Source organism: Mycolicibacterium flavescens (assembly GCF_001722335.1).
In the GTDB taxonomy this organism is placed as follows: Bacteria; Actinomycetota; Actinomycetes; order Mycobacteriales; family Mycobacteriaceae; genus Mycobacterium; species Mycobacterium flavescens.
In genome coordinates this window covers 85,947-101,729 of the sequence record NZ_MIHA01000020.1, presented here as the reverse complement: position 1 = coordinate 101,729, position 15,783 = coordinate 85,947, and the positions used below count along the sequence as shown (strand labels likewise).

General features: G+C 71.5%; 13 protein-coding genes. 5 read left to right on the top strand and 8 right to left on the bottom strand.

Features of this window, described 5'->3' with window-relative positions; translation table 11 throughout:
* Positions 1–176: 176 nt before the first annotated feature.
* Positions 177–485, bottom strand: coding sequence for a WhiB family transcriptional regulator (locus BHQ18_RS23055; protein ID WP_069415966.1), 309 nt, complete (start codon positions 483–485; stop codon positions 177–179).
* A gap of 125 nt (positions 486–610) precedes the next feature.
* Between BHQ18_RS23055 and BHQ18_RS29905 the strand changes: the two genes are divergently transcribed.
* Positions 611–898, top strand: coding sequence for a hypothetical protein (locus tag BHQ18_RS29905; RefSeq protein ID WP_131815723.1), 288 nt, complete (start codon positions 611–613; stop codon positions 896–898).
* 97 nt (positions 899–995) lie between these two features.
* Here BHQ18_RS29905 and BHQ18_RS23045 read toward each other — a convergent pair whose 3' ends face one another.
* Positions 996–3,131 (bottom strand): ATP-dependent DNA helicase UvrD2, encoded by a 2,136-nt coding sequence (locus tag BHQ18_RS23045; protein WP_069415964.1) that lies wholly within the window; start codon positions 3,129–3,131, stop codon positions 996–998.
* A 73-nt stretch (positions 3,132–3,204) separates the two neighbouring features.
* Between BHQ18_RS23045 and BHQ18_RS23040 the strand changes: the two genes are divergently transcribed.
* Entirely contained in the window at positions 3,205–3,456 is a 252-nt protein-coding gene (locus BHQ18_RS23040) for a mycoredoxin (protein ID WP_069415963.1), read from the top strand.
* A 69-nt stretch (positions 3,457–3,525) separates the two neighbouring features.
* Here the strand turns inward: BHQ18_RS23040 and nudC are convergent, their stop codons facing one another.
* Both nudC and BHQ18_RS23030 read right to left on the bottom strand, forming a co-directional pair.
* The gene (nudC, locus tag BHQ18_RS23035) at positions 3,526–4,452 is read right to left on the bottom strand and encodes an NAD(+) diphosphatase (RefSeq protein ID WP_069415962.1); all 927 of its coding nucleotides are present in this window, start codon (positions 4,450–4,452) and stop codon (positions 3,526–3,528) included.
* Positions 4,453–4,480: 28 nt separating this feature from the next.
* Positions 4,481–5,575, bottom strand: coding sequence for a potassium channel family protein (locus BHQ18_RS23030; protein WP_069415961.1), 1,095 nt, complete (start codon positions 5,573–5,575; stop codon positions 4,481–4,483).
* A 46-nt stretch (positions 5,576–5,621) separates the two neighbouring features.
* Between BHQ18_RS23030 and BHQ18_RS23025 the strand changes: the two genes are divergently transcribed.
* Positions 5,622–6,026 (top strand): DoxX family protein, encoded by a 405-nt coding sequence (locus BHQ18_RS23025; protein ID WP_069415960.1) that lies wholly within the window; start codon positions 5,622–5,624, stop codon positions 6,024–6,026.
* Between the two features lie 4 nt (positions 6,027–6,030).
* On the opposite strand, the gene BHQ18_RS23020 is transcribed toward BHQ18_RS23025, so the two are convergent.
* Positions 6,031–9,291: an ATP-dependent helicase gene (locus BHQ18_RS23020; protein WP_069415959.1), complete on the bottom strand. Its 3,261-nt coding sequence runs from the start codon at positions 9,289–9,291 to the stop codon at positions 6,031–6,033.
* On the bottom strand, positions 9,291–12,413 hold the full coding sequence (locus BHQ18_RS23015) for an ATP-dependent helicase (RefSeq protein ID WP_069415958.1): 3,123 nt from the start codon (positions 12,411–12,413) through the stop codon (positions 9,291–9,293). The genes BHQ18_RS23020 and BHQ18_RS23015 overlap by 1 nt, the downstream gene beginning before the upstream one ends.
* A 6-nt stretch (positions 12,414–12,419) precedes the next feature.
* On the opposite strand from BHQ18_RS23015, the gene BHQ18_RS23010 reads away from it, so the two are divergent.
* Positions 12,420–13,250, top strand: a complete 831-nt coding sequence (locus tag BHQ18_RS23010) for an alpha/beta fold hydrolase (protein ID WP_069415957.1) — start codon at positions 12,420–12,422, stop codon at positions 13,248–13,250.
* 2 nt (positions 13,251–13,252) lie between these two features.
* Positions 13,253–13,549, top strand: a complete 297-nt coding sequence (locus BHQ18_RS23005) for an MGMT family protein (RefSeq protein WP_069415956.1) — start codon at positions 13,253–13,255, stop codon at positions 13,547–13,549.
* Positions 13,550–13,628: 79 nt separating this feature from the next.
* Here the strand turns inward: BHQ18_RS23005 and BHQ18_RS23000 are convergent, their stop codons facing one another.
* Complete coding sequence (locus BHQ18_RS23000) at positions 13,629–14,483, bottom strand: TIGR02569 family protein (RefSeq protein WP_069415982.1); 855 nt, start codon at positions 14,481–14,483, stop codon at positions 13,629–13,631.
* 36 nt (positions 14,484–14,519) lie between these two features.
* Positions 14,520–15,698, bottom strand: coding sequence for an adenylyltransferase/sulfurtransferase MoeZ (moeZ, locus tag BHQ18_RS22995; RefSeq protein WP_069415955.1), 1,179 nt, complete (start codon positions 15,696–15,698; stop codon positions 14,520–14,522).
* Positions 15,699–15,783 lie beyond the last annotated feature (85 nt).

Sequence of the window (15,783 nt, the reverse complement as noted above, 5' to 3'; positions counted from 1 at the left end):
GCCCGGCAACCGATTCGGCATCCAACAATTCACGCTGATCATCAGAGCGACCCTGCACCGATCAATCATCCCCAAAAACCCAGAACAAACCGACCCGGCACACCGTATTAATTCAGCAGACTCCTAGATGCGCGAAAGCGTCGGGACGACGAAGCCCGTCGTCCCGACGCCTCCGGTCATGCGGCAGCGCCCGCGGTGTTCTTGCGGGGCCGGCCGCGGGGCCGCTTGCGGGCGATGACCTCACCGCGTTCGAGGATCTCGCCGCCCCAAACACCCCACGGCTCTTGCCTTTCCAGCGCCGCGGCCAGGCACTCGCGCCGGATCGGGCAGTCCGCGCACAGCGCCTTGGCGCGTTCGAGTTCAGCTGGGTTCTCGGCGAACCACAGATCGGGATCGTTTCTGTGACACGGCACCGCCAGCTTGGTCTTCTCCCGGCATGTCCTCGATAGGCCGCTCTTGGACGGAGCGCTCATCGCAGTTGACATGGGTTGTTCCTCTGCTTCCTGGTCGTTCGTCGCTCTTCGGATCTGTTCTGCGGATCCGGACCAGGTCTTCGGTGGGCGGGAAAGCCCGGAAAAACCAACGGCCACGGATCCTTGACTGCGGGTCCGTGGCCTTCTCGGCGATATCGTGGGCTTACCTAGATGAAACCCCGATCGACGGACGTGACAGTCGCGGCGGCGGTGCGGCGCTTGCGCTGCGGGTTGACGGCAGCGGCGGCGTGCGCGGGATATGCCGCGGCGGCAATATGCGCGGCGACGGGCGCCGGATGCGCTGCGCGAGCGGCGACACGGAGGGTCCGCGACATGCCGGCAACGGCTACGCCGGTGAACGCGCTGTTGCAATTCATGACGTCGGTACCCTCCTTTCGCACAAGAACATCCCCTGCGGGATGTGATTTCGAGGCTAAGCGTAACAGCCGAAACTCACAAGCGATTTTCTGAGCTGCGGGTTTGGCACGATTTTTACGATTCTTGGCGGTGTTCGCCTGCCGCCTAACGGCTTCGGCGTCTGACCAGTTCGAGCACGTCGGACCCGAACTGCTCGAGCTTGCGCGCGCCGATGCCGGGGATGGCGACCAGCGCGGCGTCGTCGGTCGGCAGGGTCTCCGCGATCGCGATCAACGTGTTGTCGGTGAACACCACGTAGGCGGGCACGCTCATCTCCTTGGAGGTGCGCAGCCGCCAGTCCTTGAGGTCGGAGAGCAGTTGCTCGTCGATGTCGGACGGGCAGGTTTCACAGCGTCGCAACATGATCGCCGCCGGTGCGGTGAGCGTGGCGTTGCAGACCCGGCAGCGCGGCGGCGCGCCGCGCGCCCGGCGGGGCTTGGCGGCGGTGTCGGAGGTGCTCGACGACTGCGGTGCGATGCCGTTGAGGAACCGCGACGGTTTGCGGCCCTGCCGACCTCCCGGCGTCCGCGCCAGCGCCCAACTCAACGCCAAATGCACTCTGGCCCTGGTGATTCCGACGTACAGCAGGCGACGCTCCTCTTCGACCGCCTCACTGTCGGGACCGTGCGAGAGCGCATGCGAGATCGGCAGCGTGCCGTCGGCCAGGCCGACGAGGAACACCGCGTCCCACTCGAGTCCCTTCGCGGCGTGCAGCGACGCCAGCGTGACGCCCTGCACGACCGGTGGATGCCGCGCGTCGGCGCGCTGGCGCAGTTCAGCCACCAACGCGCGCAGGTCCAGCGCCGGGCGCAGCGCGACCTCCTCGTCGACGAGTTCGGCCAACGCGCTCAACGCTTCCCACCGTTCCCGCGCCTTGGTGCCCGCCGGCGGTTCGGCCGTCAGCCCCAGCGGTTCCAGCACGGCGCGCACCAGCTGCGGCAGCGGCGCGTCGTCGACGTCTCTTTCGGACGCCCGCTGCAGCGCCACCAACGACTGACGGATCTCCTGGCGGCTGAAGAAGCCCTCACCGCCGCGGACCTGGAACGGGATGCCGGCCTCGGTGAGCGCCTCCTCGTAGACCTCCGACTGCGCGTTGATCCGGTAGAGCACCGCGATCTCGGCCGGTTCGGTGCCGGACTCGATGAGCCGCTTGATGTTCTTGGCGACCGCGGCGGCTTCGGCGACCTCGTCGGGATGCTCGGCGAACGTGGGCGCCGGCCCGGGTGGGCGCTGGCCGACGAGGTGCAGGCGGCTGCCGGCCATCCGCCCGCGGGCACCGGCGATGACCCGGTTGGCCAGCGACACCACCTGCGGGGTGGACCGGTAGTCGCGTTCGAGGCGGACGACCGCGGCGTCGGGGAAACGCCGGGAGAAGTCGAGCAGGTAGCGCGGGGTGGCGCCGGTGAACGAGTAGATGGTCTGGTTCGCGTCGCCGACGACGGTCAGGTCGTCACGGTCGCCGAGCCAGGCGTCGAGCACCCGCTGCTGCAGGGGTGTGACGTCCTGGTACTCGTCGACGACGAAGCAGCGGTACCGGTCGCGGAACTCCTGCGCGACCGCGACGTCGGTCTCGATCGCGGCGGCGGTGTGCAGCAGCAGGTCGTCGAAGTCGAGCAGCGTGGTGCCGTCGCGCCGGGCCTTGAGCGCCTCGTAGCCGGCGTACACCGCGGCCACCTTGGCGGCGTCGAACGGGATGTCGCGGTTGGTCTGCGCGACGGCCTGCGGGTAGTCCTCGGGGCTGATCAGCGACGCCTTGGCCCACTCGATCTCACCGGCCAGGTCGCGTACGTCGTCGGTGCCGGTCGACACCTTGGCCCGGTTGGCGGCCTGGGCCACCACGGAGAACTTGGTGTCGAGCAGTTCCCAGGTGGTGTTGCCGACGACCCGCGGCCAGAAGTACGCCAGCTGACGGCGCGCGGCGGCGTGGAACGTCATCGCCTGCACGGCCGAGGTGCCGACACCGCCCGAGGCGGCGTCCAGCGCCCGCAGCCGGGCCCGCATCTCGCCGGCCGCACGCGAGGTGAACGTGACCGCGAGCACCTGACCGGGCGCGACGTGCCCGGCGGCGACCAGGTGCGCGATGCGGCGGGTGATGGTGCGGGTCTTGCCCGTGCCCGCGCCGGCCAGCACGCACACCGGCCCCCGCGCGGCGAGCACCGCCTCACGCTGCTCCTCGTCGAGGTCGTCCACCGCGGCGGCGCCGGGGCGCGCGGGGACGGCGTCTACGGACATGCGGTCCATCTTGGCAGTGGCCGCCGACAAAAGCCGGGACGCCGTCGGGCATGTTCGGGTCATCGGCTACGTTGACTGCGATATGAGCGCTGCACAGACTCCCGTCACGATGTACACCACCACCTGGTGCGGTTACTGCGTCCGTTTGAAGAAGGCGCTGCAGGCCGAGGGCATCGCGTTCACCGAGGTCGACATCGAGAAGGATCCGGCGGCCGCGGAGTTCGTGGCCACGGCCAACGGCGGCAACCAGACCGTCCCGACGCTGAAGTTTCCCGACGGTTCGACGCTGACCAACCCGACCCCGCGCGAGGTCAAGGCCAAGCTCGGGGTCTAGTTTCCCGGCGAGCAGACGCAAAATGCCCTGAAACCGGGCTGTCTGAGGGCAGTTTGCGACTGCTCGGCATCAATCCTGAGCGGCCCAGGACTCGATGATCTCCCGCGCGATCGAGATGGACCCCGGCAGCAGCAGCCGCGACGGCGAATCACTGCTCCAGTCCCCGTGGTCGAGGGCCTCGCGGATCTCGGCGCGGGTGAACCACGCCGCCTCGGCGATCTCGCCGTCGTTGTACGAGAACTCCTGCTCGGGGTCGCCGATCGCGTGGAACCCGACCATCAGCGACCGCGGGAACGGCCACGGCTGGCTGCCCAGATACTGCACGTCGGTGACGGAAAGCCCGATCTCCTCGGCGATCTCGCGCACGACGCAGGTCTCGAACGACTCGCCGGCCTCGACGAACCCGGCCAGGATCGAGAACAGCCGTTCCGGCCACACCGTCTGACGGGCCAGCACCGCGCGGTCGTGGCCGTCGTGCACCAGGCAGATGACCGCCGGGTCGATGCGCGGGAACTCCTCGTGACCGTTGAGCGGGTTGACCCGCGCCCAGCCGCCCTTGATCGGGCGGGTCGGCGACCCGTCGACCGCCGAGAAGCGGGCATTGTCGTGCCAGTTCAGCAGCGCGGTGGCGGTGGCGACCAGCTGCGCGCTGACGTCGTCGAACACCTGACCGGCGCGGCGCAGGTCGAGCACCTCGGTCTCGGTGTGCGGGTCCTCGGGTCCCTCCAACGCGGCGCGGATCCCCCACACATGCCTGCCGTCGTTGAGCCGCCCCAAAAACACCGCGTTCTCGGGTGGTTTGTCCCCGAGGTTCGCGGCGTTGCCGAGGACCACCCGGTTACCGGCGATCAGCACCTGGTTGCGCCGGTCGACGCGCAGCACCAACGCGTCCGGCCACCCCGCCAGCGCCGCGTCGACGTCGGTGCGCAGGGTGTCGGCGCGGTCGGCCCCGATACGGGACAGCAGCGGCACGTTGCGCAGCCGGAACGGGCTCATCGCACTCTGTTCTTCGCGCAAGCTCTCATCACCGCTCGGCGTCCGCGCTGCGGATGTAGAGCAACCGGTCCCCCAGTTCGAGCGCGTCGACGTCGGGTTCGTCGACGCGGATCAGCGTGCCGTTGCGCACGACGCCGAGCACGAGGTCGGACAGGTGCCGGGGCGATCCGCCGACCTCCTTGGGTGTCACGTCACGCTCGCTGATCGCGAAGCCCCGGTCGGGGGTCAGCAGGTCCTCCATCATCTCCACCACGCTGGGGGTCTGCACGGCGATGCCGAGCAGCCGGCCCGCGGTCTCGGCGGTGACGACGGTGGAGTCGGCACCGGACTGCTTGAGCAGGTGCTCGTTGTCGGTTTCACGCACCGCGGCGATGATCTTGGCGTTGGGCGCCAGTTCGCGGGCGGTGAGCGTGACCAGCGCGGCGCTGGGGTCGCTGTTGGTGGCCACGATGATCGATCTGGCGTGCTGCGCGCTGGCCAGCCGCAGCACCTCGGAGTCGGTGGCGTTGCCGCGCACCGTGACCAGGCCCGCGCTCTTGGCGCGCTCGAGCGCGATGGGGTTCTCGTCGACGACGACGATGTCGGCGGGGGCGATCTCGTCGCCGACCATCGCCGCGGCGGCGGTGCGGCCCTTGGTGCCGTATCCGACGATGACGATGTGGTTGCGCACTTTGTTCCTCCATCGCTGGATCTGGTAGACCTGCCGCGACTGGGTGGTCAGCGTCTCGACCGTCGTACCGATGAGCACGATCAGGAACGCGACCCGCAGCGGGGTGATCACCAGGACGTTGATCAGCCGCGCCGACGGCGTGACCGGGGTGATGTCGCCGTACCCGGTCGTCGACAGCGACACCGTCGCGTAGTACAGGCAGTCCAGAAACGACAGCGGATCGTCGGCATTCGGGGCGCTGTCGATGTCGCGATACCCGTGCCGGTCCAGGTAGACGATGATCACCGCGGCGATCAGCGCGCCCAGCGCGTAGCAGACCCGCACCGTGATGCGCCGGCCCGGGCTGACCGGATCGCTCGGGATCTGCACCCGGTCGGTGATCGCGTGGACCGGCTGATCCGACAGGGACTCGTCGAAGCGGCGGAGCCGACGCCGCAGTTTGCCCTTAGCCATCGCGCCTCGTCACCGCAGGGGACCGCCGCATCCGCACAATGTAACCATGACCTCTTCCTCGCCTGAATCCCAGCAGCCGGCCGTCCGGTCGCGCGCCCACCGGATGGCCGCCGGCCTGCTGGGCATCGGCACCCTGCACTTCGTCGCGCCCAAGCCGTTCGACTCGATCATTCCGGCCGAGCTGCCGGGCAGCCCGCGGTTCTACACCTACGCCTCCGGGGTGGCCGAGCTCGGCATCGCGGGCCTGCTCGCGGCGCCGCGGACGCGTCGCTTCGGCGCGCTGGCCGCGGTGGCGCTGTTCGTCGCGGTGTTCCCGGCCAACATCAACATGGCGCGGTTGTGGTTCAAGGACCCGACGAAGTCGACGCCGATGCGGGCGGTCGCGCTGGCCCGGCTGCCGCTGCAGGTGCCGATGATCGTGCAGGCAGTCAAGATCTACCGCGCGTCCTAGCGGTTCACGCCACGTCCCGTGCGACGTCGGCCTCGTCGAGCAGCGCGGCGAGGTCGGCGGCGTCCGGCAGCGCCTCGGGGACGACGGTGGTGCCGGTGCGCACGTAGTGGAACGCGGCCCGCACCTCGTCGATCGCGCGTCCGTGCAGCCTCGCCCACGCCAGCCGGTACACCGCGAGCTGAATCGCCGCGTGCTGCTTGGCTTCCGGTGTGCCGGGCGGTTCCCCGGTCTTCCAGTCGACGACGGTGACGCCGCCGTCGTCGTCGGCGAACACCGCGTCGATGCGGCCGCGCACCACCCGCCCGGCGATCAGCATGTCGAACGGCACCTCCACGTCGATCGGGGTGCGCGCGGCCCACGGTGAGACCGCGAAGGCCGCCTGCAGTTCGGCCAGTTCCTCGCCGACCGCGGCGTCGTGGTCGACCGCGCCCGGCAGATCGTCGAGGTCGAACAGCCGCTCGGCCTGATAGAACCGCTGCACCCAGTCGTGAAAAGCGGTGCCCAGCAGCGCATGTGGATCGGGTCGGGTGGGCAGCCGGCGCCGCAGCCGCTGCGCGAGCGCCGCCGGGTCACGGCTGAGTTCGACCAGGGCACTGACCGACACCTGGTCGGGCAGGACGACCGCGGGCGTCTCGGCCGGTCGGTTCCGCTCGGCGATCAGCGCGTCGACGTCGGCCACCCAGTCCTCACCGTCGGGTGCGGCGGCGTCGGCGGCCGGGGTGGCCATCGCGCCGGCCACCAGCGCCGCCCCGCGGTCGACCCAGTGGCGCTGGGAGCCGGCCGGATCGGCGGGCCAGACCGCCTCGACCACCTCGTCGCGCAGCGGGTTGGGTTCACCGTCGGCGGGTGCCGGTGCCCAGTGCTCGACGACGCCGCACGGGTCGCCGGCCGCGGCGGACTCGTCGATGATCGCCTTGAGTTCGCACAGGAACTCCGACGGCCCGCGGGCCTTGCCCTCCGAGGCGCCCCAGTGGTGACCGGACAGCAGCAGGGTGTCCTCGGCGCGGGTCAGCGCCACGTACAGCAGGCGGCGTTCCTCGTCGATGCGGCGTTGTTCGAGGCTCTTCTTGTGCTCGGCGATGGTGTCGGACAGCCGTTTACGGTCGTTGACGTCGGAGGTGTCGAGCACCGGGACACCGTGTTCGGACATCGTCGCGCGGTCGCCGCGCAGCAGCGGCGGCAGATCACCGGCGTCGGTGAGCCAGGTGCGCGCGGACCCGGTGGAGGGGAACACCCGCCCGCTCAGGTGCGGGACGGCGACCACCTGCCATTCCAGGCCCTTGGCGGCGTGGATGGTCAGGATCTGCACCCGGTCGGTGGCCGTGGACGTCTCGGCCGGCGCCAGCCCGTTCTCCACGTCCTCGGCGGCGTCGAGGTAGGCCAGGAACGCGGCAGGCCCGGCGGTCGAGCGGCCCGCGAAATCGGCCACCACGTCGGCGAACGCGTCGAGGTGCTCGGTGCCCGACCAGCCCGTCGACACCGGGCGCCGCGCCCGCGCCTCGGTGTCGACGCCGAGCGTGCGGCGCACCTCGGCGACCAGGTCGGGCAGCGGATGCGACAGGTGCGCGCGCAGTGCGGTCAGCTCCCGGCCCAGCGCGACGATCCGCGCGTAACCTGTCGGCGAATACGCCTCGGGCGCACCGGGATCGGTGATCGCCTCGGCCAGTGTGGCGGCGTCGGCGTCGGGTACCGCCTGCGCGATGATCCGGTCAGCGCCGTCGGCGGGCTCGGCCCGCCCGGCGTCGTCGAGATGCACGGCACGCCGCCACAGCGCCGCGATGTCGTGGCCGCTGAGCCGCCACCGCGGCCCGGTGAGCACCCGCATCGCGGCGTTGCCGGCGGTCGGGTCGGCCAGCAGCCGCAGCATCGCCACCACGTCGGCCACCTCGGGCACGCCCAGCAACCCGGCCAGCCCCACGACCTCGACCGGCACCCCGCGCGCGGTCAGCGCGTCGGCCATCGGCGCCGCGTCGGCGTTGCGGCGCACCAGCACCGCCGCCGTCGGCGGGCCTGCACCGTCGGGCCGCGGGGCGTGGTAGCGCTCGGCGATGTGGTCGGCGACCCAGTCACGTTCGGCGACAACGTCGTTCAGCAGCGCACACCGGATGGTGCCCGGTTCGGCGTCGGGTCGGGGACGCAGCGAGCGGACGGCCACCGAACGGCGCCGCGCCGGCGCCGACACCGCGTTGGCCAGGTGCAGCGCCCGCGGCGGGTTGCGCCAGCTGGTGCGCAGCTCCAACGCCGGCGCGGGACTGCCGTCCGCGCGCGGGAAATCTGTGGTGAACCGCGGCAGGTTGGTCGCCGACGCGCCCCGCCACCCGTAGATCGACTGGATCGGGTCACCGACGGCGGTCAGCGCGAGACCCTCGTCGGCGCCGCCGCCGAACAGCGACGACAACGCGACCCGCTGCGCGTGCCCGGTGTCCTGGTATTCGTCGAGCAGCACCACCCGGTACCGGCGGCGCAGCTCCTCACCGACGTGCGGAAACCGTTCGGCCAGACAGGCGGCCGAGGCCATCTGCATGCCGAAGTCCATCACCTTCTCCGCGCGCATCCGCTGGTGCAGCGCGTCGATCAGCGGCACCAGTTCGGTGCGTTCGGTCTGGGTGCTCAGCAACCGCAGCAGCCACTGGCTGGGGCCGCGGTCGCGCTGGTACGGCCCGGCGGGCAGGGTGTGCACGAGCCGTTCGAGTTCGACATGGGTGTCACGCAGCTGCTCGGTGTCGACGAGGTGTTCGGCGAGCTGGCCGGCCAGCCGCAGCACCATCGAGGTCACCGCGGCCGGCGACTTGTCCGTCTCCAGCGCCGGCTGCTCGCACACCACGCGAAACGCCAACTGCCACAACTCGGTTTCGCTGAGCAGGCGGGTCTCCGGCTCGACCGGCAGCAGCAGCCCGTACTCGCGCAGCAGGTTGCCGGCGAACGCGTGATAGGTGCTGACCGTCGGCGGTTCGTCGACCACCCCGGCCGCGACGTCGGCGATGCCCGCGCCGGCGAGGCGGTTCAGCCGGGTGCGCACGCGTCGCAGCAGCTGCCCGGCCGCCTTGCGGGTGAACGTCAACCCGAGCACCTCGCCGGGCCGGGCGTAGCCGTTGGCGACCAGCCACACCACGCGCGCGGCCATCGTCTCGGTCTTGCCGGCCCCGGCTCCCGCGATGACCACCAGCGGTCCCGGCGGCGCGGCGATGACCGCGGCCTGCTCGTCGGTGGGCGCGAACAGGCCCAGTGCGGCGGCCAGTTCGGCGGGGCTGTAGCGGGGGCTCATCACCGGTCTCCTTCGGATCGGGTCTGCGCGGGGCACATCGCGCGCACCGGGCAGTGCGAACAGCCGTCGTTGACCCGCGCGACGAACTCCGGCCCGCGGGTGGCGGCCGCGGCGCGGTGCACGGCCTCGCGCCATTCGGCCTGCGCCTCGGGGCCCATCGGGTTCTGTTCCCGTTCGGTGGCGCCGTCCGCTCGCGGCTTGCCGAGATAGACCAGCCGCCCACCCCCGGGTGTCTGCCCTTCGGGGACAAGCCCTTCGGCGATCGCCAGCTGATACATCGCCAGCTGGGCGTGCCGTTGGGCGTCGTCCTTGGTGACCGGGCTCTTGCCGGTCTTGAGGTCGACCACGACGAGGCGGCCGTCGGCGTCGCGTTCGAGCCGGTCGATCCGGCCACGCACCCGCACGTCGGGTTGCCCCTCGGCGCCCGCGACGACCCCGTCGACGCCGATCTCGGTGCCGACCTCGGTGAACCGGCCGCGGGTCTGGGCGCGCCACTGCGCGAACGTCGCGAGCATGGCCCGGTGCCTGCCGAGTTCGTTGTCGGCGTACCACTGCGAGTCGAACGGCAGCCGGGGCCAGATCTTCTCCAGATCGTTGACCATCTGGCTCTCGGTCCGGTCCGGATCGGCGACCAGCGCGTGCACCAGCGAGCCGACCGCCGACCGGACGTCGCGCCCGCCGCTGCCGCCGTGGCGTTCGAGCAGCCAGCGCAGCGGGCAGTCGGTCAGCATCTGCAGCGTCGACGGGGACAGCGTGACGGTGTGGCCGTCGTCGTCCCACAGCGGTTGCTCGTCAGACAGCGCCGTCATCGTCTGCCACTGCGTCGGCGCGGCGCCCGGCACCCCGGCCGCGGCCAGGCGCGCCAGTTGCGTTGCCGCACAGGCACGGGCGGCGTCGTCGACGGCGCCGTCGGGGGCGCACACGACCGCGCGGAGCCGGCCCACGACGGCCGTGGGCGCCAGCACCCGAGGTGCGCTCACCGGTGCCGTCACCTCCGGGGCGGTGTCGTCGGCCAGGGCGGACAGCTCGTAGCAGAACGCCGACGGCAGCATCGACTCGTCGCCGCTGTCGCTGTCGACCGCGGTCACCAGCAGGCGGCTGCGGGCCCGGCCCATCGCGGAGACCAGCAGGCGGCGCTCGTCGGCCAGTACGGGCGCGCGGGTGGACACACCCTGTTCACCGTCGCCGGTGACGCCGTCGAGCACGTCGACGAGTTGCTGGGTGGCGAGCACGCCGCCGCGGGGTACCGCGTTGGGCCACAACCCTTCCTGCACACCGGCGATGACGACGAACTCCCACTGCCTACCCAGCGCCGCGTGCGCGCTGAGCACCGCGACCGTGTCGGCCTCGACACGGTCCTCACGGGTCGGCAGGCCCAACGCGGCCACGTGGTCGATCAGCCCGCGCAGCGACGCCCCCGCGGTGCGGTTCACGTACTGCTCGGCGACGTCGAAAAGCGCTGTGGCGGCGTCGAGGTCGCGGTCGGCCTGCACACCGGCCGGCCCGCCGCGTTCGCTGGCCGCCAGCCAGCGGCGCTGCAGCCCGGACCGGTGCCACGCCTGCCACAGCGTGTAGCGCGGATCGGCGCCCTCGTCGACGCTGCGACGCGCCGCGCCCAGCACCTTGCGCACCCGCTCCACCGGCCGCGCCAGGTTCTCCGGCAGCCCGTCGACACCCCGTTCCAGTGCCTCGACCAACAGTTCGGCGAACTCGCGGCGCGGCTGGGCGGTGTCGGCGCGCCGCAGCGCCCGGCGCAGCTGCCGCAGCGACACCGGGTCGACGCGACCGATCGGCCCGGTGATCAGCGCGGTCGCCTGCTCGGCGTCCAGGCCCTGCGCGGTGGCGGCCAGCACCGTCAACAACGCCTGCACCGCGGGCTGCTGGGCCAGCGGCGCCGTCGGCGTCGGCGATTCGACCGGCACACCCGCGGCGGCCAGGGTGCGCGCGACCGCGGCACCGAGCCGCGGGACGGAACGGACGATGACGGCCATCTGCGACCAGGGCAGCCCGTCGACGAGATGCGCGCGGCGCAGGGCGTCGGCGATCATCGCCGCCTCGGCGTGTGGTGAGGCGGCGATGCGCACCGCCAGCGACCCGTCCGGGCCGGGCGCGCCGGTCAGCACGCGACCGTCGTCGGCGCCGGGCAACCGGGCGGCGACCCGGGTGATCGCGTCGGCGACGGCAGGGGCGCAGCGGTGCGACGTGGTGAGCGTGACGGCCGGTTCGTCACCGCGCAGCAGGGCCGGATCGGCGCCCCGGTACCCGAACACCGCCTGGTTGGGATCACCTGCGAGCACCGTCAGTTCGGCGCCCTCGGCGAGCACCCGGACCAGCCGCGCGGCCTGCGGGTCGAGGTTCTGGGCGTCGTCGACCAGCAGCAGCTTCACCCGGGCCCGCTCCGCCGCCAGCAGGTCGGGGTCGGTGCCGAACGCCTCGAGCGCCGCGCCGACGAGCTCGGCGGCGCCCAGCGCCGGGATGGTGGCCTGCGGTGCGGCCATCCCGACCGCCGACCGCAACAGCATGATCTGCTCGTAGGCCTGGGCGAACTGTCCGGCGGCCAGCCACTCCGGCCGGCCCGAACGACGCCCGATACGTTGCAGCGCAACCGGATCGACACCGCGCTCGGTGCAGCGGGCCAGCAGGTCGCGCAGCTCGGTGGCGAACCCCACCGTGCTCAGCGCCGGACGCAGGTGCGCGGGCCAGGCGACCGCGGACCGGTCACCGTCCTCGAGGTCACCGGCCAGCAGTTCGCGGATGATGCCGTCCTGCTCGGCGCCGGTGATCAGCCGCGGCGGCGGGTCACCGGTGCGTTGGGCGGCCAGCCGCAGCACCGCGAACGCGTAGGAGTGCACGGTGCGCACCAGGGGTTCGCGCACCACGGCCCGATCACCGGCGGCCAGCAGCGTCGAGGTGATCCGGGCGCGGGTCTGCGCGCCCAGCCGGGCCGAGCCCGTCAGCAGCAGAACCGATTCCGGGTCCGCGCCGGCCGCGATGTGCGCGACCGCGGTGTCGACGAGCAGCGTGCTCTTGCCGGTGCCCGCCCCGCCGATCACGCGGACCACCCCGCGGACGCCGGGTTCGGTGAGCGCCTCGGGAGTCAGGTCGGTGTGCGGTGCGGACATGAACGCATGACACCACGGGGGTCTGACAAGTGGCCGGCGCGCGCAGCTGGCAGCATCGTCTGCGTGACCCGGACTCTGCATGTTCACCGGTACGGCCCGGACTCCCCCGCGCAGGTGCTGGCCGTGCACGGCCTCACCGGCCACGGTCAGCGGTGGCAGACGCTGGCGACACAGCACCTGCCCGGCGTCGCGGTGGCCGCGCCCGACCTGATCGGACACGGGCGCTCGTCGTGGGCCGCGCCGTGGACCATCGAGTGCAACGTCGAGGCGCTGGTCGGGGCGATCCACAATCCGGTTGTCGTGGTCGGACATTCGTTCGGCGGCGCGCTGGTGCTGGCGCTGGCCGCCGCCCGCCCCGACCTGGTCTCGGCGCTGGTGCTGTTGGATCCGGCGGTCGGACTGGACGGCGAGTGGATGCGCCAGATCGCCGACGACATGTACGCCTCGCCGGACTACACCGACCGCGCAGAGGCGCGCGCGGAGAAGGCGAACGGCTCGTGGGGTGAGGTGGAACCGGCCGAACTCGACCGCGAACTCGACGAGCATCTGATCGACCTGCCGTCCGGGCGGGTGGGCTGGCGGATCAGCATCCCGGCGATGTTGTCGTACTGGAGCGAGCTGGCGCGTCCGGTCACGCTGCCGCCCGAGGACATCCCGACGACGCTGGTGCGCGCCACCCGGACCCGTCCGCCGTACGCGTCGGACGAGCTGATCGCCACGCTGGCGCAGCGGCTGGGCCCGAATTTGCAGCTGCTGGAATGGGACTGCGACCACATGGTCGCTCAGGCGCTGCCCGCGCAGACGGCGGCGGTGATCCGCGGACATCTGGGGTCCTAGCGGTGGCCGCGATCACCGACGAACAGGTCGAGGCGGTGCGCGCGCTGGTCGCCGCGATCCCGCCCGGGCGGGTGGCGACCTACGGTGACATCGCCGACGCGGCCGGGTTGTCCAGCCCGCGCATCGTCGGCTGGATCATGCGCACCGACTCCTCGGATCTGCCGTGGCACCGGGTGATTCGCGCGTCGGGCCGGCCGGCGCCGCACCTGAGCACGCGCCAACTCGAGCTTCTGCGCGCCGAGGGTGTGCTCGCCGACGACGGCCGGGTGCCGCTACGCGACGTCCGTCACGTGTTCTAGAGCGCGCGTCGAGTGTGGGGTTGAGGCACGCTCCGGGCGCCGCGCGCGTGCGGGTAAGCCACGTTCGGCGCGGTGACGCTCAGAGGACCAGCCGCACCAGCGCAGCGGTCCGGGCCAGGCCGGGGAACGCCGCAGCCGTCGACCGCGGATGCAGAGCGTGCACGGCGATGCGGAACATCAACGCCCGCAACAACATCTGCGGCCACTCCGGCAGCGGAGCCCAGCGCTCGATCAGCCCGTCGTCGGCCTCACCCCACGACAGCGCGTCGACGACCACGACACCGGCCGCCCAGGACGAGGGCCGCCAGTACGGGATGATGTCGGTGATGCCCGGGGCTGCGGTACCGGCGAAAAGCACTGTGCCGTACAGGTCGCCGTGGACCAGTTGGCTGGGGCTCCTGGTCGGCTTGCGCAGCGTGGCGAGCTGGTTGAGCAACTCGACCGACCGCTGCCCGTCGGCCGAACCGGGCGACACCCGCGCGCCCGGCGGCAGCGAGTGCAACGGGCGCTCCTCCCACGCGGCGCGGTCGGCGGCGATGAACACGTCGACGTCGGCCCACGGCGCCACCGGCGGCTGGGTCAGAAACCGCGGGCGCTCGAGTTTGGCGGTGGCCTCGTGCAACCGGACCGCCGCCGAGACCACCTCGTCGTGGCGCGGTTCGGGTGTGCCCGCGACGAAGGTGTCGGCGCGCCAGCCGGCGACCACGTAGCGCCCGTCGGTCGAGCGCACCGGCCGGGCCAGCCGGACACCGTCGACGAACAGCGTCTCGCGCACCTTGGCCGACCAGGCGGCGCGGGCGTGGTCGGCGACCATCGACAGCACGACTTCGCCGCAGCGCCAGCCACCTTCCCAGCTCGATCCCAATGGAACCGGTGCGACGCCGGTCAGGCCGAACGCAGCCAGCACATGATCCGGTGGCCGTTCGACACTCACCACCTCAGCCTAAGCTGAGAACCGGCAAACCAGCCGTTAGTACATCACCATGTCGGGTTCGAGTTGTCGTCCCCAGGCGACGATTCCACCCTGAACGTGCACGGCGTCGGAGAAGCCGGCCTTCTTGGCGATGGCCAGCACCTCGGCTGAGCGCACCCCGGTCTTGCAGTAGAACACCGGTGTCCGGTCGACCGGCAGCTTGGCCAGCGCTTCACCGGACTCGAAGGCGCCCTTGGGGATCAGCTCGGCACCCTCGATGTGGTTGATGTCCCATTCGACTTGTTCGCGAACGTCGATCAGCGCCAGCGGCTTACCCGAATCGATCAGCTCCTTGAGTTCGACGGGGGTGATCGTGGCGTCCGCGGCGGCTTCGGCGGCGGCCTCGGAGACGACGCCGCAGAACTCGTCGTAGTCGATCAGTTCGGTGATCTTCGGGGTCGACGGGTCCTTGCGGATCTTGATGGTGCGGTAGGTCATGTCGAGCGCGTCGTACACCATGAGCCGGCCCAGCAGTGTCTCGCCGATGCCGGTGATGAGCTTGATGGCTTCGGTGCCCATCACCGAGGCGACCGAGGAGCACAGGATGCCCAGCACGCCGCCCTCGGCGCACGACGGCACCATTCCCGGCGGCGGCGGTTCGGGGTACAGGTCGCGGTAGTTCAGGCCGAGCCCGGCCGGGGCGTCCTCCCAGAACACCGAGATCTGGCCCTCGAAGCGGTAGATCGACCCCCACACGTAGGGCTTGTGCGCGAGCACCGCGGCGTCGTTGACCAGGTAGCGGGTCGCGAAGTTGTCGGTGCCGTCGAGGATCAGGTCGTATTGCTCGAACAGTTCGACGGCGTTGTCGGGTTCCAGCCGGAACTGGTGCAGCCGCACGTCGACCAGCGGGTTGATCGCCAGGATGGAGTCTTTGGCGCTTTCGGCCTTGGACCGGCCGATGTCGGCGACGCCGTGGATGATCTGGCGCTGCAGGTTGGACTCGTCGACGACGTCGAACTCGACGATGCCGATGGTGCCGACGCCGGCGGCGGCCAGGTACAGCAGCGTCGGCGAGCCCAGCCCGCCGGCGCCGATCACGAGCACGCGGGCGTTCTTCAGCCGCTTCTGCCCGTCCAGGCCGAGGTCCGGGATGATGAGGTGGCGGCTGTAGCGCGCGACTTCCTCACGGGTCAGTTCGGTCGCCGGTTCTACCAGCGGCGGCAACGGTGTCGACACCGAGTTCTCCTTTATTGACGTTCTGTGTCCATCTCAGCAGCTGTCGGGTTCAACAGCAACGAGCCTCCGGCGCTTCCCGCACGCT